At 38.1% G+C, this 18489-nt stretch carries 19 protein-coding genes and 2 pseudogenes; 10 read left to right on the top strand and 11 right to left on the bottom strand.

The genetic code is table 11. The features are described 5' to 3' along the window. Positions 1-156: pseudogene (locus RMB13_RS12820) on the bottom strand (endoglucanase); the annotation flags it as partial. 101 nt (positions 157-257) lie between these two features. On the opposite strand from RMB13_RS12820, the gene RMB13_RS12825 reads away from it, so the two are divergent. The 3 genes from RMB13_RS12825 (at position 258) to RMB13_RS12835 (ending at position 2992) form a co-directional block, all read left to right on the top strand. Further along, positions 258-1448: a cupin-like domain-containing protein gene (locus RMB13_RS12825; RefSeq protein WP_311085425.1), complete on the top strand. Its 1191-nt coding sequence runs from the start codon at positions 258-260 to the stop codon at positions 1446-1448. A gap of 85 nt (positions 1449-1533) precedes the next feature. Further along, positions 1534-2331: a DUF6502 family protein gene (locus tag RMB13_RS12830; RefSeq protein WP_281833166.1), complete on the top strand. Its 798-nt coding sequence runs from the start codon at positions 1534-1536 to the stop codon at positions 2329-2331. A 28-nt stretch (positions 2332-2359) separates the two neighbouring features. Then, a complete protein-coding gene (locus tag RMB13_RS12835) occupies positions 2360-2992 on the top strand; it encodes a hypothetical protein (protein WP_132071774.1) in 633 nt (210 codons plus the stop codon). Positions 2993-3063: 71 nt separating this feature from the next. Here the strand turns inward: RMB13_RS12835 and RMB13_RS12840 are convergent, their stop codons facing one another. After that, entirely contained in the window at positions 3064-3444 is a 381-nt protein-coding gene (locus RMB13_RS12840; protein WP_005036475.1) for a helix-turn-helix domain-containing protein, read from the bottom strand. Between the two features lie 116 nt (positions 3445-3560). Between RMB13_RS12840 and RMB13_RS12845 the strand changes: the two genes are divergently transcribed. Then, the gene (locus RMB13_RS12845; RefSeq protein WP_151743342.1) at positions 3561-4121 is read left to right on the top strand and encodes a flavodoxin family protein; all 561 of its coding nucleotides are present in this window, start codon (positions 3561-3563) and stop codon (positions 4119-4121) included. 37 nt (positions 4122-4158) lie between these two features. Here RMB13_RS12845 and RMB13_RS12850 read toward each other — a convergent pair whose 3' ends face one another. From RMB13_RS12850 to rpoD, 6 genes are all read right to left on the bottom strand, one after another. Further along, on the bottom strand, positions 4159-5544 hold the full coding sequence (locus RMB13_RS12850) for an APC family permease (RefSeq protein WP_080632411.1): 1386 nt from the start codon (positions 5542-5544) through the stop codon (positions 4159-4161). Positions 5545-5810: 266 nt separating this feature from the next. Then, positions 5811-6995, bottom strand: coding sequence for an iron-containing alcohol dehydrogenase (locus RMB13_RS12855; protein WP_003655435.1), 1185 nt, complete (start codon positions 6993-6995; stop codon positions 5811-5813). A gap of 1 nt (position 6996) precedes the next feature. Beyond that, positions 6997-7530 (bottom strand): hypothetical protein, encoded by a 534-nt coding sequence (locus RMB13_RS12860; RefSeq protein WP_003655436.1) that lies wholly within the window; start codon positions 7528-7530, stop codon positions 6997-6999. Positions 7531-7611: 81 nt separating this feature from the next. Then, positions 7612-8265, bottom strand: coding sequence for a lipoyl(octanoyl) transferase LipB (lipB, locus tag RMB13_RS12865; protein WP_017389739.1), 654 nt, complete (start codon positions 8263-8265; stop codon positions 7612-7614). 198 nt (positions 8266-8463) lie between these two features. Then, positions 8464-8751: a YbeD family protein gene (locus tag RMB13_RS12870; protein ID WP_017392563.1), complete on the bottom strand. Its 288-nt coding sequence runs from the start codon at positions 8749-8751 to the stop codon at positions 8464-8466. Positions 8752-8866: 115 nt separating this feature from the next. Then, entirely contained in the window at positions 8867-10750 is a 1884-nt protein-coding gene (rpoD, locus tag RMB13_RS12875) for an RNA polymerase sigma factor RpoD (RefSeq protein WP_005036489.1), read from the bottom strand. A 358-nt stretch (positions 10751-11108) separates the two neighbouring features. On the opposite strand from rpoD, the gene RMB13_RS12880 reads away from it, so the two are divergent. After that, positions 11109-11315, top strand: a complete 207-nt coding sequence (locus RMB13_RS12880) for a PA3496 family putative envelope integrity protein (protein WP_002116495.1) — start codon at positions 11109-11111, stop codon at positions 11313-11315. Positions 11316-11389: 74 nt separating this feature from the next. After that, the gene (locus RMB13_RS12885; protein ID WP_017389737.1) at positions 11390-11914 is read left to right on the top strand and encodes a YecA family protein; all 525 of its coding nucleotides are present in this window, start codon (positions 11390-11392) and stop codon (positions 11912-11914) included. Between the two features lie 121 nt (positions 11915-12035). On the opposite strand, the gene RMB13_RS12890 is transcribed toward RMB13_RS12885, so the two are convergent. Then, positions 12036-12968, bottom strand: a complete 933-nt coding sequence (locus RMB13_RS12890) for a rhodanese-related sulfurtransferase (RefSeq protein ID WP_005036495.1) — start codon at positions 12966-12968, stop codon at positions 12036-12038. Positions 12969-13079: 111 nt separating this feature from the next. Between RMB13_RS12890 and RMB13_RS12895 the strand changes: the two genes are divergently transcribed. After that, entirely contained in the window at positions 13080-13565 is a 486-nt protein-coding gene (locus RMB13_RS12895; RefSeq protein ID WP_003655450.1) for a DUF1289 domain-containing protein, read from the top strand. An 80-nt stretch (positions 13566-13645) separates the two neighbouring features. On the opposite strand, the gene gltA is transcribed toward RMB13_RS12895, so the two are convergent. Together gltA and RMB13_RS21845 are read right to left on the bottom strand one after the other, a co-directional pair. Continuing rightward, positions 13646-14920 carry a citrate synthase gene (gltA, locus tag RMB13_RS12900; RefSeq protein ID WP_004789414.1) on the bottom strand — a complete coding sequence of 425 codons (1275 nt, stop codon included), beginning with the start codon at positions 14918-14920 and terminating at the stop codon, positions 13646-13648. A 343-nt stretch (positions 14921-15263) separates the two neighbouring features. Beyond that, positions 15264-15365, bottom strand: a pseudogene (locus tag RMB13_RS21845) (hypothetical protein); the annotation flags it as partial. 497 nt (positions 15366-15862) lie between these two features. Between RMB13_RS21845 and sdhC the strand changes: the two are divergent. The 3 genes from sdhC to sdhA are packed head-to-tail and all read left to right on the top strand — an operon-like array spanning position 15863 to position 18477. After that, positions 15863-16264, top strand: a complete 402-nt coding sequence (sdhC, locus tag RMB13_RS12905) for a succinate dehydrogenase, cytochrome b556 subunit (RefSeq protein WP_003655453.1) — start codon at positions 15863-15865, stop codon at positions 16262-16264. Continuing rightward, positions 16264-16629: a succinate dehydrogenase, hydrophobic membrane anchor protein gene (gene sdhD, locus RMB13_RS12910; protein ID WP_003655454.1), complete on the top strand. Its 366-nt coding sequence runs from the start codon at positions 16264-16266 to the stop codon at positions 16627-16629. Before sdhC ends, sdhD begins: the two co-directional genes overlap by 1 nt. Positions 16630-16641: 12 nt before the next feature. After that, positions 16642-18477, top strand: coding sequence for a succinate dehydrogenase flavoprotein subunit (gene sdhA, locus RMB13_RS12915; RefSeq protein WP_005036502.1), 1836 nt, complete (start codon positions 16642-16644; stop codon positions 18475-18477). Positions 18478-18489: the final 12 nt, after the last annotated feature.

Below are 18489 nucleotides of genomic sequence, written 5' to 3' on the forward strand. Positions count from 1 at the left end.
TGTTGGTGTTGGTGTTGGTGTTGGTGTTGGTGTTGGTGTCGGTGTTGGTGTCGGTGTCGGTGTCGGTGTCGGTGTCGAATCATTATCGTCAGACCCACACCCACTTAATGCTATAAAGATCAAAGCAATGCTGCTTCCTTTTACTATGTTATTCATCACATAAGCCCTTTTTTTATAAAAATGTGAAAATTTAACATTTTTAAAATAGATCAATTATAATGCAGTTGTAAAGATCAAATTTGAAAAAAAGGTTCAACATGGCAGCTTATAATCAAATTGAAATATTCCAACAAAGCCAGAAATGGTTTGATCAGTTGCCATTTGAATGGAAAAAATGGCTTGAAGAAAATTTAGAAAAAGGATGTTCGATTGAGCAATTAGTCGATGTTTTAAAAGAAAATGGATTTGGGTTAACGTTTCAAACGAGTGAGCCGAATTCTCTAAGCTTATCTGACCAAGACCAGGAATGGATCATTGAACAAGTTTTGAATGAGGTACCATCTGCGGAAATAGTGAAAAGATTAGTAGAGCAGGGGCTTCATCGGCAAAAAGTAGAAGAATATTTAGGTAATTTAGAAAATAATCAGTTATATAAAATTCTTAAGAAAAAGCACCACCAATTTAAGAAACGTGAGTGGTTAATAGAAACTTTAGACCAACTGGCCCAGCTAGATTCGAATTACTGTAAAGAAATACCTTCAATCCCTGCGCCAATCTTCTCAGATTTTATTAAAGATTATTACAGTCAACATCGTCCTGTGATTTTGAAAAAAGGGGTAGAGCACTGGCCTGCTTTACATAAGTGGACACCTGAATATTTTGCAACTCGATTTGGCCAGCATTTAGTTGAAGTTCAAATGAATAGAAATAAAGATGAGCAATTTGAAAGGCATTCTCCTTTGTTAAAGCAGACGATGAAAATGTCGGAATTCGTATCAAAAGTTATGTCTGTCGAAGCTAGCAACGATTTCTATATGACTGCAAATAATGCGACCAATAGTCATAAAATGCTTCAGGAGTTATTTTTAGATATAGGCGATTTTGCAGACGGGTACAGCAACTTGGCTTTAAAAGATGAGCGTAGTTTTTTATGGTTCGGGCCGAAGGGAACCTTTACGCCCTTACATCACGATTTAACGAATAATATGTTAGTTCAAATTTATGGGCGCAAAAAAGTAACTTTGATTCCGGCTTTGCAAGTACCTCATCTATATAACGATCATTGGGTGTTTAGTGAGCTGAGTAATGCAAATGAAATTGATTTTAAAAAATATCCTTTAGCAAAATCGATTACTCCAGTGGAATGTATTTTGAGTGCAGGGGAAGCTTTGTTTATCCCAATTGGTTGGTGGCACAGTGTAGAAAGTCTGGATGTTTCAATGAGTATTTCTTTTACCAATTTTAATGCGCCAAATCATTTTGTTCATCGGTTTCCAAAGGAGGCCTAAGAATGAAAATTGCATCTTAAACCGTTCAGTGTGACAATTGCTCAGCTCATACTGTTTTTCAAAGATGAAGGAAAATTGATAACCTATGTCGACACTCCAAACGAATAATGCAGAACTTAACCAAAAGCAGGTATTGCAGTTAATGGAATATCTGACGCAATGGTTAATTCGTTCGGGAGTTGGATATAACGACTTTGTTACTGCTTTAAAACCCGTTTTCTATCAGCAGTCTTTAGCTGAGCTAGAACGTATAGATCAAAAAACTACTGATTCGGCAGTTAGTCTACTTTCTGGTTTACATCGTAAAGATGTTAGTGCTTTTAAAAAAGCGACACAGGCTGGGCAGCCTTTAACTGAAGCAAAAGTATCAGAGCCAGTGAGTGTTCCTGCTCGGGTGATTGGTTTATGGCTTGCAGAGGGCTTAGCAGAAAAAATTCCTTTTATTAGCCAAGATCAGATTAGCTTTGAAAGTTTGGTAAAGAAAGTTTCAACCGAAAAACATCCAAGATCTATTTTGAATGAACTTGAGCGTTTAAATATAGTGAAAGAAGAAGATGGTATTGTATCGTTACAGCAGCGAAGTTTTATGCCTGATGTAGAGCAATTCGAGGTTCGAAAATTATTAACGAATAACTTAGAGGCACATTTAGCTGCCGGGGTTCATAATTTATTTCAGCCAGAAAAAGAATCCTATTTAGAACAAGCAATTTTTGCTGATGAACTAACAGATGAATCGATCACTTTACTCAAAGAAGCAAGTTTACGCTTATGGGAAGATCTATCACTACAAGTACTCAAGTTAGCCATTGAACGTTGTGCACTCGATGAAGGAAAAGAGGGTGCAACCAAAACTTTCCGTTTCGGAGCTTATCAATATGACTAAAACAACTTATAAAAAATTAATAATATCCATGAGCTTCATTATGATAGGCAGCCTTTTGACTGCTTGCGGAGAGGATTTATTCGCAGGTGGTGCCAGTTTGGGTGGGTCAGGATATCCAACTAAACCCGGTAAACCAGGTGATTATGAAACCCCCGCCGATGGAGATAAAGGTGACTCAAAAGATAATGAAATTTGGTTACCTGCACCAAGTGAAGATGACTGTAATGGCTTACATCGTAAATTAGAATTTCTTAATAATGTAACAAGAGAACCAATTGAAAAAGAAACAGTTTTTAAATACGCACAGCAATTAACTTTGAACGGTACTCTTGCTTTACAGATTACTCAAACGAATATGGGCTTAGAAAAAATACAAGAACGACAACCCGCTTGTCATGTACCTTTAGAACTCTATTTACTTGGAAATACCAAACGTTCTTATCCGGAAAATGATTGTAAAGAGACTCAAATATATGAGTATCAACCTGCTGAAACAAAAACTTTTATTGTCAATTATCCCGCATTTGAAGTCATGAATGGTACTTGGAAATATGGTCTGGAAAGTACTTATTTGAAAAATAATCAGGAGTTAAAACAATGCGAACCTTTAACGATTCAATTTAAAATAAGTGCGCCACCTGATCCGATTAAAATCAATTAAGTTGAGTCATCTTTAAGATAAGAACAAAGCCTAATCGATAAAGTTCAATAAAATTTTAAAGAAAGCATGAGTTAAGCTTGCTCTAGCACTTTTTCATCATAAGTTATTTGGGCTGCTAAAACCTGTTCAATATTGGTTTCGGCCCATTCCTTTAATTGGAACGCCATTGAAGCTACATTTTGCCCTAAAGAAGTAAGTGAGTAATCAACGCGAATAGGGGATGTATTCTGGATTTTACGTTCGATGAAACCGTCTCTTTCCAGCATTTTTAACTTCTGTGATAAGACCTTAGGGGAAATGCCTTGAATATTCTTTTTGAGCAAATTGAAGTGCTGAGTTTCTTCTTCAAGAACATTTAAAATCAATAAAACCCATTTATCTGCAATTTTTTCAAAAAATAGACGAGCAGGGCAATGTTGTTGAAAAATATTATATTTTAGACATTCATTCATACCATTTACCTATAATTTTTTGAAAAATTACCCTAGTTACCAACTAGTAACTAATTGACACCTAGTTTCTAAAATATATCATAAAGTGGAATTTAATAAAACAAAGGTTTGCTCCCATGTCTAACTCTAATATCGCGGTTGTATATTTCTCTGGTTATGGCCACACTAAAGTCGTGGCTGAAACGTTTGCAAACGAGATTAATGCTCAGCTCATTCAAATTGATCAGGAAGGAAATATTACTGATCAAGATTGGCAGACATTAAATGATGCGAAGGGGATTGTTTTTGGTGCTCCGACTTATATGGGTACAGCACCATGGCAGTTTAAAAAGTTCGCTGATGCAACTTCAAAAGTATGGTTTACACGTGGCTGGCAAGATAAAGTATTTGCAGGTTTTACAAACAGCGCGAGCTTAAATGGGGATAAGCAAGTAACTCTTATCCAATTACAAACTTTAGCAGCACAACATGGTGGGATTTGGGTGAGTCTTGGTTTATTACCAGCAAATACAAAAACCGCAACACGTGAAGATGTAAACAACTTAGGCGGTTCAGTAGGGCTTTTAGTTCAATCGCCTTCAGATGCAAGTGTGGACGAAATTCCGACAGGCGATCTGGAAACAGCAAAAGTTTATGCTCAACGTGTACAAAGCATTGTGAATAAAATTTACGGTTAATTTGACCATAAAAAAGGCGCTTTAAGCGCCTTTTTTATTACTCATGCTCGTTATGTTGCGGAGCATTATATTTGAAGCCTTTGGTTTTATAGGCAAGATAACCTACACCAATAACAGCCCAAGCTAAGCCAATTTGTAAGGCAAGCTTATCAATCTCTAACCACATCATAAACACACTGGCAAAACCAAGCGTTGGTATAACAATATAATTAATGATGTCTTTAAGCGTTTTATTCTTGCCATCTCTTAATGCATAACGAGAAATCACAGAGAAGTTAACAAAACTAAAAGCAGTTAAGGCACCAAAACTAATTAAGTTAACAATATGCTCAAGATCTAAAAAGCCAGCAGATAACGCAACTACACCAACAATAAGAATATTGTAAGTTGGAGTGTGCAATTTTGGACTGATATGACCAAATAATTTCTTGTTGATAACTCCATCGCGTCCCATCACATACATTAAACGTGATACACCCGCATGGGCAGAAATACCTGATGCCATCACAGCTACTACAGCAAAATATAAAACCAAAGTTTTAAACATCAAACTACCAATCGCAGCGACCATCACAGGTTGTGATTCATCTAGAGGATTAAAGTAAGTGTTTGGGTTACTTGGGAAATATAATTGAATGAAGTAAGTACTTACAATGAAAATAATACCTGCAAGTAATGCTGTAGAAAAAATAGCTTTTGGTAGCGTTTTTTCTGCATCTTTTGTTTCTTCAGCAAGAGAAGATAAAGCATCAAAACCAGTAAAAGAGAAGCAGAGTACGGTAGCGCCAGCAATTAAAGAACTGACAGACGTCATATCGTTCCAAAAAGGAGTTAATGACCACAATGCCGCTTTATCTGGATTTAAAGTTCCATCTGCATATACACCTTGAGTAAGTAGAATGTATACCTGATAAACGAAATAAAAAATTACGCCAAGCTGAATAACAACGATCGTACTGTTAAAACGTGCGACAAATCGTGCACCAAATAAGTTAATAACAGTCATGAGAGTTGTTAAACCAATCACCCATAACCAGTTATTTACTTCTGGAAAAAGAGCTCTTAGGTAAATATCTGCCAAGATAATATTAACAAGCGGTGACAGTAGATAGTCTAACCAAGAAGACCAACCCACCATAAAGCCAACATTAGGATGAATTGATTTTTGAGCATATGTATAGGCCGACCCAGAAGAAGGGTAGCGCTTAATCATATGTCCATAACTGATCGATGTTAATAAGATTGCGACTAATGCAAAAATGTAGGAAGTTGGTACATGACCACCACTTCGTTCTGACACTAAACCAAAAGTATCAAATAACGTTAATGGCTGAATGTAAGCTAAACCAATAATAACAATATGCCAAAGCACAAGATTCTTTTGAAGCTTAGCTGTTGGTTTAGTCCCAGATAAATTTGTCAACGGCGTTATCCTCATAATCGTTGATCAAGGATCAGCTTGGTGTTAAGGATCGTTTGAGACGAACGATCCCCCCTACAGAAAAAGATAAAGTGCGCCAATCTATCCTAAATTGATATAAATTGTCAGTACTTTCATCTATTTTTTAGCAAATTTTTTGCCATATATTCCAAATAAAATAATGAATAAAAATTCTTATTCGTAAAAAAGGTCTGATTTAATATATAAATCAGACCTTTATGATGCTTTTTGGAGTTTAACTTATCGAATTACCAAGCTTTTTCTAAGATATCTCGGATATCTTTTAAGCTTGCTTCTTTCGGGTTGTAAATAATTGAGCCATCATTTAGTGCTTTTTCTGCAACTTCATCAAGCTGTGCCTCAGTTACTTTACCTGTTTCACGTAAAGTGCGTGGTAACTTTGTTAAAGTAAATAGGCGATCACGCATTGCTAAGATAGTCGTAATTGCTCTATCTGCACGCTGGCTTGCTGGAGTTTGTGCATAAATATCTGCGCCAGCGAGTGGTAATAGTAACTCGCCAATTTTCTGACCATTTACTTGTTTATTATATTCAAGCACATATGGTAAGAATAAATTCATGCATAAACCGTGGGGCAGGTGAGCAACAGCACCTAAAGCATGCCCCAGAGAGTGAACTAGGCCGACCATTGAGTTAGAAAATGCAATACCAGCCATTGTAGAGGCTTGAGCTAGCTCTAAACGGCCTTGAGCATCATTTGGGTTTTCTAAGACATTAAATAGATTTTCACTGATCTTTTTAATTCCTGCACTTGCATAAGCATCACTCAATGGATTGGCAGCCATACATGTATATGCTTCAACACAATGGGTTAAAGCATCCATACCTGTCATTGCAGTTAAATGAGGAGGCAATGTAAGCGTCATGCGTGGATCTAAAATTGCAGCATGTGGCATTAAATAATAAGAAGCGAATGCTAACTTAACATTCTTTTGTGTATCTGAAACTACAGCAACCATAGTCACTTCTGAGCCAGTACCCGAAGTTGTTGGAATCACAAAAAATGGTTTTAATGGCTTCGGTAGGTTATGAGCACCTGCATATTGCAATAAGTCATTTCCACCTTCAGACACCAAAATGTTGGTTGCTTTAGATGTGTCTATAACTGAACCGCCACCTACAGCAATAATCGCATCACATTTGTTTGTGCGATAAGCTTCTGCTGCAAGACGAACAACTTCTAAACTAGAGTCAGGTGGTACATCATCAAAAACATGACCAATAACAGCATCAGTTGTACTAAATGCAGCTTCAATCGGATTTAATAACCCATTTGCACGAACACCCTTATCAGTAATGATAAGAGGTCGTTTTGCACCTAAAGTCGCAAGCTCAAACGGAATATGTTCTAGCGCAGCATTACCAGCAATGACTTTTACAGGACAAAAAAATTCGTAATATGGTTTGGCCATGTTATGCGCTCCGCTTGAAATAGGACTTGGCTACTTTTAAGTAAATATTTGCAGCCTCGTTGAATTTTTCTTTTAGGGTAAGTTCGGTTGGGTATTCTTTGACTGCTAAGGAAGCAACCAATTTAGGTAAAATAAGAGATTCCATTTTATTTAGGCAGCGTACCAAGCGGATAGCAGCAGATACATCACCATCGGCAATCATTCGGTCATTGGCAAATGCCTGAGCAGTACTTTCTTGAAAAGAAAACACTAAAAAGGCATGAGTGACATGTTTGAATGTAATCGTTAAGTCTGGTTTTTTTTCAGCTCTTTCAAGTAGCTCTAACTGTTTGTCTTCTGTCACTCGAGCAAAAAATGCTGGTCCATTTGGGAAAACATTCATTGAAAGTACAAAGTGAACAGGAAATTTAGATACTTCCTCTTGTATTTCATTGTCCACTTGACTCGCCATGACTAAGCCACGACCAATAACATCCATCATGAGCTTAACGTAGGCAAGTTGCAGAGTCGGCTTTACCGCTTTTGTCGAAATCACTCGCGTATCCCTTGTTAAAATTATGCGAAAGCAAATTTAGAGTAATTACTCTAATCCATTTTTATTTCATCGCAAAGCGATTTATTCATATTTGACTTTAGGGTCATTAAAGTACCCAGTGCTATTAATATACTCAATAAAGTCCTGACAAAGTTGACCAAATGATGGATAAGGAGTCACTAAATCTTGTATACGTACCATTTCTAAGCCTGCATAGCCGCAAGGATTGATGGTTTGGAATCCTGTTAAGGCACAGTCCAGATTTAGAGCTAATCCATGATAACTACGGCCACGACGAATTTTAAAACCTAAGGAACCAATTTTGCGGCCATCTACATATACCCCAGGGGCATCAGGCTTGGCATAAGCTTCAATTCCATACTTTTTCAAAACATCTATCATAAATTGTTCAGCAAAACTGACCAATGTACGTACGTTCCATTTTAGACGATTAAGATCAAACATGAAGTAAGCGACGAGTTGACCTGGACCATGCCAAGTCACTTGCCCACCACGGTCAGTTTGTACTACAGGAATGTCTGATGAAATTAGGATATGTTCTGGTTTACCAGCTTGGCCTTGAGTTAAGACATTATGATGTTGAAGTAACCATAGCTCATCAGGCGTATTTTGATCACGCTCATTTGTTAAGAGTTTCATGGTTTCAAATTTGCTTTGATAATCTTGTAAATCGTTCCATTGGCGAATGATCAAGTTGGGTTTATCAAGGCTCATTAAATATTTCCTGCATATAATATTAAACAGAAGGGTCTCAGAACTTTAGAGGAATAGATGCATGCTCTTCATAAGTTTAAAGTATTTTACTTGAGTGATTTTAAATATTTGTAGTTATTTTCTAAGAAGAATATTTTTTAATGTTGAGTTAAAACAAAAAATGCCACGGTATAAATTTATATCGTGGCATCATTAAATTTAAAGTGCCGTTTTAATAAGAGGGCAGGCCGCGAGATCTGCATACAAGGCATGTACTTGCTCTAGTTCATCAAAGCGCAACTGAGCCGTAATTGAATCGTATGTGCCTTTACTTGATGGCTGGATTTTTAATGATGCAGCATCAAATTCTGGGAAATGCTTTTTCAAAATATCAACAACAGCTTCACGCAGTTCATCACCCGCGTTACCGATCAATTTGATTGGATAATCCATCGGGAAAACCCAAAGATGTTCTTGTAACTCACGAGAAGGGGTACGATCTGTCATAAGTAACCTCTTAGTTTTAATTTGAAACGCCTGCATGAGTGCAGGCGTTTTATGATCTTGTTGATAAAATGGGGGTGAACTCTAGAAGTTCAAGTCCTCCTCATTATCTCTCGTATTAGTCATTTTCTAAGAAAGAACGTAAGTGTTCAGAACGAGAAGGGTGGCGCAATTTACGCAACGCTTTCGCTTCAATCTGACGAATACGTTCACGTGTTACGTCAAACTGCTTACCCACTTCTTCTAGTGTATGATCGGTTGGCATATCAATACCAAAACGCATCTTCAAGACTTTTGCTTCACGTTCAGTTAAGTTTTCAAGTACTTCACGTGTTGCTTCTTTTAAGCCTTCTGAAGTTGCAGCATCAATTGGAGAAGTGATGTTTTGGTCTTCAATGAAATCACCAAGATGCGAATCTTCATCATCACCAATTGGAGTTTCCATTGAAATTGGTTCTTTGGCAATTTTAAGTACCTTACGAACTTTAACTTCGTCCATTTCTAAACGTTCACCTAATTCTTCAGGTGTCGGTTCACGGCCCATTTCTTGTAACAATTGACGAGATACACGGTTGATCTTGTTAATCGTTTCAATCATATGCACAGGAATACGGATTGTACGAGCCTGATCGGCAATCGAGCGGGTAATCGCCTGACGAATCCACCAAGTTGCATAAGTCGAGAATTTATAACCACGACGATATTCAAACTTGTCTACTGCTTTCATCAAACCAATGTTCCCTTCTTGAATCAAGTCAAGGAACTGTAAACCACGGTTGGTATATTTCTTCGCAATCGAAATTACCAAACGAAGGTTGGCTTCTACCATTTCTTTCTTAGCACGGCGTGCTTTCGCTTCGCCAATTGCCATACGCTTAGAAATATCTTTAATTTCAGCAACGCTTAAATTAAGTTCTTTCTCAATATCTGCAATCTTTTGCTGGAATGCTAAAACATCTGGACGAACCTTTTCTAAATGCGCCTTGATCTCAGCAGGAGCTTTAGCAATCTGTTCATCTAACCAAGCTGGATTAGATTCTTGCTTAGGGAAAGATGTACGGAATTGAGTGCGATCCATACGGCCACGACGAACTGCGTAACGCATAACTTCACGTTCGTTAGCGCGAATTTGTTCATGTGTACCACGAATCATTTCAGAGATGATGTCAAATAAACGTGGTGTAAATTTAAACATCATGAACACAGTAGCTAACGCTTCTAAAGCATCATCTGCTTCTGGGCTGTTACGGCCATGTTTCTCAATAATAGCTTTTGTTTTAGTCCATGCAGCTTCAAGTTCATTAAAACGAACTTTTGCAACTTCAGGATCTGGGCCAGACTCACCTTCAGAATCATCGTCGCTTTCTGACTCTTCATCTTCTTCATCATCGTCAAGCTTAACTTCTTTTGCTGGTGCAGCTGGCGCTTCTTCTTCCTCAAGTTCTGTTTCTTCTTCTAGAACTTCAGGAATATCTTCGTCAGTTTCTGGATCAAGATAGCCAGATAAAATATCGGCAAGGCGACGTTCGCCAGTCAAGAAATCATTATATTCTTTTAATACAACTTCAACAGCATTTGGCCAGTACGCAATTGAATTAAGGACATCACGAATCCCTTCTTCAATACGTTTTGCAATGCTGATTTCACCTTCACGGGTTAACAGTTCAACTGTACCCATTTCACGCATGTACATACGTACAGGGTCTGTCGTACGTCCAGGCTCATTTTCAACCGATGCAAGTACGGCAGCAGCTTCTTCTTCAGCAACTTCATCGGCTGTGTCAGTTGACTCACCGAACATGGTATCGTCAGATTCAGGTGCACGCTCGTGTACAGGAATACCAACGTCTTGAAGCATTTGAATAATGTCTTCAATCTGTTCGCTTTCAGTAATCGAGTCCGGCAGATGATCGTTAACCTCAGCGTAAGTTAAGTAACCTTGTTCTTTGCCTCGGCTAATCAGAGCCGCTACTTGAGAAGTAGGGGAATGCATATCGCTCATCTTTGCTTACTCTTCGTTGAATCTGTGGCAGTGAAAAACCGTGCATGATAGCACAATTTACTTGAAATATTTTGGATTTGATCGGTAACCGTTAAATAAAAAATATCTTTGAATTCACGTCTGTTTTTTGGATATTGGGCTAAAATCATTTTTTTCAAGCTTAAATCATCGAAAAGATCATAGAATTTTTTCTTGATCAAAAAAATAGTTCAGTTTTATAAATACACAATTTTTTGGGTGAAAAAAAGTACAAATATGCAGTTTAATGAAAAAAATATAAATAAAACTTGACATGGTTCTGTAAGAGAGATAAATAGCGCCTAGACCCATTCACATTTTTTCATTAGAGGTAGTTTTAGTGTCTTCTACAGATTTTGAACTAGATGATAACTACGGTGATGATGATGATGTCGGTTTTGATGAGTCATCAGGCAAAATCACTGCGAAAGAATCATTAGAAAAACGTAGATTAATCGATGATCTATTAGCTCAACGCCGTTTAGAGCGTGAGTTGAAAGATTTTGATTATGATTTAGACGATGATGATCTTGATGATGAAGACTAATCAAATCTGAATAGGGCATCGTCAGCTTAAATGCTATGCTATCGTAGATTTCTTTTTTATAGTCAGGTAACACAATGAGTGCGTTAGATTTAGACCAATTAAGTGAATATCTAGATGGAGACCACAATGAGTATGGTCTAGATTTCGCTGCAACTCATGGTTTTCTGTGTGCAATTGCAGTAGGCCCTCAGTTTGACCGTTGGTTAGATGAGCTGTTTGATAATAACCATAAGAAGGTTCCTGCTGAAATTATTCAGCAAATCAAGGCGTGGTTAGAGTCAATTCGACAAGATTTAGCAAATGAAAATGGAATTGCATTTCCATTTGAAGTTGAAGAAGCTGATGTTGAGTCTAGCTTAGGCGACTGGAGTGTGGGATTTGTTGATGCAATGTTCTTAAATGAAGAGGCATGGTTTGCACCTGAATATGAAGAACAATTAATTGATTTAACTTTACCAATGATGGTATTTAGTGGAATTGATGAAGAAGATCCACAGATGGAATCTTTCCGTCGTAATGGACAGTTAATGGATGAACTGGCAGAAGAAATCCCAGATAATTTGAATGAATTATACTTGATGTATCATACGCCAAATTAAAATTTAAAAATTAAGTAAATAACGTCCTTTCTAGGGCGTTTTTTATTGCGATAAATTACTTATATAAAGATAAAAAGGCACTTAAAAATTTAAGTGCCTTCGGAAAACTAGTTATAGTGACTTATAAACGTTTACGTTTTGCAGCCGCAATTTGTGACTGGCGCATACGGAAGCCAGCTTTTTGCTTTTCGGTTGTCTTGTCGATGCAATACACACAAGAAACACCATGTTCATAGCTTGGTAGAGCAGACTCTTCTGGAGTTAATGGCCAGCCACAAGCATGACATTTAACATTTACGCCTTCTTCAACGCCATGAGTTACAGCAGTCCGGCCATCAAAAACAAAACATTCACCTTCCCATAAACTTTCATCGGCAGGGGTTTCTTCTAAATATTTAAGAATACCGCCTTTAAGGTGATAAACCTCTGTAAATCCTTCTTGAAGAAGTAGAGAGGTTGATTTTTCACAGCGAATGCCACCTGTACAGAACATCGCAATTTTTTTATCTTTATGCTGTTCTAATTCTTTTTTAACGTATTCTGGAAATTCTCGGAATGTTTCAGTTTTAGGGTCGATAGCACCTTTGAAAGTACCTGCCTTATATTCATAATCATTACGCGTATCGATTAAAATTACATCATCACGTGCAATTAAATCATTCCATTCTTTTGGATCAAGGTAATGGCCCACTAAGTCACGGGGTTTAACTTCAACACCTAAAGTCACAATTTCTTCTTTAAGTTTAATTTTCATTTTACGGAAAGGTTTGTCAGAGCTATGAGATTCCTTATATTCCATAGAGGCAAAACCTTCATTGAGTAAAAATTGATAGAGACTATCAATTGCTACACGGTCGCCGGCAACAGTACCATTAATTCCTTCACCTGCTACAATCAGAGTTCCGCAAAGGTTGATTGTTTTCACTAAGTCTAATAAACGTTGTTGAAGATCGGCAGGATCTTGAACTTCTTTAAATTGATATAGTGCTGCAACAACCCAACCCGCGGTCGCTTGCTGTTCTACAGGTGCAAGCTGTTCTACAGTAGCGTTCATGGAAAACTCCAAATGTATTAAGATAGAAATTTAAGGCGCATATTTTAGCGCGAAAAGTTGTAATAAGCGAGAAAACCATAAAAAGTTTATGGTTTATTTAAGGAGTCGGTTTTGAGTAGTGATCATCGAATGCTCTCTCTCACCCCATGTGCAGGGCGTTGTTCAACAGTTTTTGGTGATCAGGTTTGCCGTGGTTGTCGTCGTTTTAACCATGAAGTGATTCAATGGAATACTTATACAGCAGAGCAACGTTTGGCTGTATGGAGGCGTTTAGATGATCAGTTGAATCAAATCCTAGTGCCCATGTTACCTCATGCGAACTTGCAGCATGTAGAAGGATTTATTTTAAGTAAACGTGTTCGGTTAATGGAAGGGGCGAGCAAAGGCCGCAAACTGTATCATGCCTTGAAAATATGTGAGAAAAATAAGCATCTGGCAACAGAAAGTGGTTTGGGTATTTCAGAGCCTCAAGTCAAAACAATATGGGTTGAATTCGAAAGGCGCGTTTTAGCTTTAGCTAAAGCGAGTTATGAGTTGGCTTGGTTGAGAGCTGATGGAATTAGTCATCACTTATTAAGTGTGTTTGATGAAGAATAAGTTTGTAGATTGAATTGAAGATACCTCAATAAAAAAGCTGCCAGAAGGCAGCTTTTTTATCATTAATTTTCTTTCGAATATTAACGTTTGATATCGCGCTGAGTCGGACCAGTATAAAGCTGGCGAGGGCGACCAATTTTGTATGGTGCACTGTGCATTTCTAACCAGTGGCTAATCCAACCTACTGTACGTGCAAGTGCAAAGATTACCGTAAACATTTCTGTTGGGATACCAATCGCTTTAAGGATGATACCTGAGTAGAAGTCTACGTTAGGGTAAAGTTTACGTTCAACGAAGTACGGGTCGTTCAATGCAATACGCTCAAGTTCCATAGCAAGCGCTAATTGAGGATCATTGATATTTAATGCTTCAAGAACTTCGTCACAAGTTTGTTTCATGACTTTTGCACGTGGGTCGAAGTTTTTGTACACACGGTGACCGAAGCCCATGAGTTTAACTTCTTTACGTTTTACTTTTTCCATGAACTCGGCAACGTTTTCTACACTACCGATTTCATCAAGCATTTTAAGTACAGCTTCATTTGCACCACCGTGAGCAGGTCCCCAAAGCGCAGAAATACCTGAAGAGATACATGCGTATGGGTTTGCACCAGTAGAGCCAGCAAGACGTACTGTAGATGTCGAAGCATTTTGTTCGTGATCAGCATGAAGCGTGAAGATACGATCCATTGCACGAGCAAGAACAGGATTTACTTTGTAATCACGGTCAGCAGGGGTAGCAAACATCATGTGTAAGAAGTTTTCCGCGTAATTTAAGTCATTACGTGGATAGATGAATGGTTGACCTACTGTGTATTTGTAACTCCAAGCAGCAAGTGTTGGAATTTTTGCAATGAGACGAATCGCAGTGATTTCACGGTGATTGATGTCTTCAATGTCAAGGTTGTTGTGATAGAACGCAGATAATGCACCAACAACACCAACCATGATTGCCATAGGGTGGGCATCACGACGGAAACCATTGAAGAAACGGCTAACTTGATCGTGAACCATAGTATGAGCACGAACTTTGGCATCAAACTCTGTTTTTTGTTCAGCAGTTGGGAGCTCGCCATTTAATAATAAATAACAAGTTTCAAGATAGTCTGCTTGAGTTGCTAACTGATCAATTGGGTAGCCGCGGTGTAATAAAATACCTTTGTCACCATCAATGAACGTAATTTTAGACTCGCATGCAGCTGTCGCCATAAAACCAGGATCGAAAGTAAAATGACCTTCTTTCAATATGCTGCTGACATCAATTACATCTGGACCTAAAGTGCCACTGTAGATTGGTAATCCAATTTCTTTGCCATCAAGATGTAATACGGCTTTTTTGCCATTTGCTTCAGACATTCAATAGATCTCCTGTCCTGGTGAATGTTGATCTGACCCGAAATCCTAATGTTCTCATGTGCGAATCAGACGGTGTCAAAATTTGCTATAAGATTAGTGAGTACTGAAATTTTGTCAATTATACTTATGGATAAAAAATGACGATCCCACAGAGAGTTAGTCATCAAGACCCGAGCAAAAAAGTCAGTAAAATCACTGCATCGGGATGGTATAATAAGTCAATTCAACAAGAACGTGCAGAAAAAAAATGAAGTATGAGTACAATTGTAAGCAAATTTTAAAATCAAGATTAAAAATGACAAGTCGGTAGAAAATGCCAATCCAATTAAAAAAATCATAAAACTCATGGTGTAATTTCAAATTGCCAATCAAAAAAAACTCTATTTTTATTTAGTTGTAACAAAGAATATTGCTGTTTTTTTAAGTTTAATTGTATAAAAAATAGCTAATTGAACTGCATTAAAATAATAAAAACTCTTATTCGCAGTAAAAATTGCTTTCTAAAATGTATTTTAGATTGACTGATTTGGGTTGAATATAAGTACGTTCACTTATTTGAATTGTAGCTTTTATTGAAAATATGAGGAGTTACTAACATTTTTCTATTTATATGATGAATTTATAACTTTATCTTTAGTCTAAAACTTACTTATTTGAAAGAAATTTCAGAAAAAATGAAATTAAATAAAAAGTTATTTTAAACAATAACATGGTGGAACTATGTATACCTTTTTAATAGGGTTAATAGGGTGATATCATTGTGAATGATTCTTATTTAATTGTTTTTTGCTTAAATGGGAAAGTGGATTGTTTGTATTTTGATACTTCGCGTTTTATAATTCAGTGTCGTTTATAGGTTAGGCATGAGCTATGCTTGCCTAACAATGCCAGCTTTCCTTGGAATTAATTCAACAAACTCCGGTCGGAGTTTCTACCTACAGGATGCCCGCTGTGAAAAGCAACAGACCTGTCAATTTGTCCATGGGTCAGGTGTTAGCGGTAAATTTACGCTCACCCGTGGCTATTGCATCAATTTTACACCGTTTATCAGGTGTCATCGTTTTCTTATTAGTACCAGTTCTATTATGGATTTTAGATAAATCATTATCTTCACCAGAAGGATTTGACTACGTTAAAAATGTCGTGTTTGGAAATATCCTTGTACGTTTTATCGTTTGGGTATTTGTAGCCGGCTTATTATTCCACTTTATTGCTGGAGTGAAGCACTTACTTGCAGATTTAGGTTTTGCTGAAGAACTGCAAAGTGGTCGTATTGCAGCGACAATTTCATTGATCTTATCTGTGGTAGCTATTATCGCAGCCTTTGTATGGATTATGTTCTAATGAAAAGTGCTACAGGTTTAACTGGTTCAGGTTCTCGTGATTGGTTTATCCAGCGTGTAAGTGCGGTTGTACTAGCAGCCTATACTGTTGTTCTTTTGGGTTGGATTCTCTGCAAAGGCGGATTTGACTATCAACAATGGGCTGGTTTCATGATGACATTACCAATGAAGATTTTTTCTTTATTGGCAATTTTATCGCTTATCGCACACGCATGGATTGGTATGTGGCAAGTTTTTACTGACTATGTCACTACTCGTCAAATGGGTCCTTCAGCGAAAGGTTTACGCCTTGTACTGACGACGGCTGTCATTATTGCAGTGTTTGTGTACGCAATCTGGGGTATCCAGATTTTCTGGGCGAATTGATAGGAAGACATCATGGGCGCGATAACCCCTAAAGAAGATTATTCAAATATTCAAAACCTCACTTTCGATGCAGTTATCGTTGGTGGTGGTGGTTCTGGTATGCGTGCATCTTACCAACTCGCTCAAGCGGGTTTGAAAGTTGCTGTACTGACTAAAGTTTTCCCGACACGTTCGCACACTGTAGCTGCTCAAGGTGGTATCGGTGCGTCGTTAGGTAATATGCAAGAAGATAACTGGCATTTCCATTTTTACGATACAGTAAAAGGTTCTGACTGGTTAGGTGACCAAGACGCAATTGAATTTATGTGTCGTGAAGCGCCAAAAGTTGTGTATGAACTTGAACACATGGGTATGCCGTTTGACCGTAACGCTGATGGTACAATTTACCAACGTCCGTTCGGTGGTCACTCTGCTAACTATGGTGATAAACCAGTTCCACGTGCTTGTGCAGCTGCGGACCGTACAGGTCATGCATTATTGCATACGCTTTATCAAAGCAACGTGAAAATGGGTACTCAATTCTTTGTTGAGTGGATCGCTCTTGATTTGATCCGTAACGAAGCTGGTGATGTTCTTGGTGTAACAGCGATTGACCAAGAAACTGGTAACATTTCAGTATTCCAAGCAAAAGCGACATTATTTGCTACTGGTGGTGCTGGTCGTGTTTACCGTGCATCAACAAATGCTTATATCAACACTGGTGACGGTCTTGGTATGGCTGCTCGTGCTGGTATTCCATTGCAAGATATGGAGTTCTGGCAATTCCACCCAACGGGTGTTGCGGGCGCTGGTGTATTGTTGACCGAAGGTTGTCGTGGTGAAGGTGCAATCCTTCGTAATAAAGACGGCGAACCGTTCATGGAACGTTATGCACCGACTTTAAAAGACTTGGCTCCACGTGACTTCGTTTCACGTTCTATGGACCAAGAAATTAAAGAAGGTCGTGGTTGTGGTCCAAAAGGTGATTATATCTTACTTGATATGACTCACTTGGGTGCTGAAACAATCATGAAGCGTTTACCATCTGTATTTGAGATTGGTAAAAAATTCGCAAACGTTGATATTACAAAAGAAGCGATTCCTGTAGTACCAACAATCCATTATCAAATGGGTGGTATTCCTACGAATATGCATGGTCAAGTGTGCTTACCTGAAGTGGGTACGGACAACTACACTAAACCTGTAAAAGGGTTCTATGCAATTGGCGAATGTTCTTGTGTATCAGTACATGGTGCAAACCGTTTAGGTACTAACTCACTTCTTGACTTGGTTGTATTTGGTAAAGCTGCTGGTGAGCACATTATCGATTACGTAACTAAGCATCATGGTGATGAATATGCGCCACTTCCAACAGATGTATTAGAGCAAACATTAGCTCGTGTACGTAAGTTGGATGATTCAACTTCTGGCGAAAACGCTCAAGAAGTTGCTGACACGATTCGTGATATCGTTCAAGACCACGCTGGTGTATTCCGTACTCAAGCATTGCTTGATAAGGGTGTAAAAGAGATTCTTGCTCTTGAGCCACGTGTTCGTAATATTTACTTGAAAGATAAATCTAGAGTATTTAATACTGCGCGTGTTGAAGCACTTGAAGTTGAAAACTTGTATGAAGTTGCAAAAGCAACTTTGATTTCAGCTGCTGCGCGTAAAGAGTGTCGTGGTGCGCATACGGTAGTTGATTATGAATTACCAGCTGATCACCCAACTTATTCATACGGTCGCCGTGATGATGAGTGGATGAAACATACGTTATGGTATTCATCAGATAACCGTTTGGAATATAAGCCAGTTCGCTTCAAACCGTTGACTGTTGATGCAATTCCACCAGCACCACGTACATTCTAATCGGGAGTATAA

It is taken from the genome of Acinetobacter sp. V102_4, assembly GCF_031799005.1.
GTDB lineage: Bacteria > Pseudomonadota > Gammaproteobacteria > Pseudomonadales > Moraxellaceae > Acinetobacter > Acinetobacter calcoaceticus.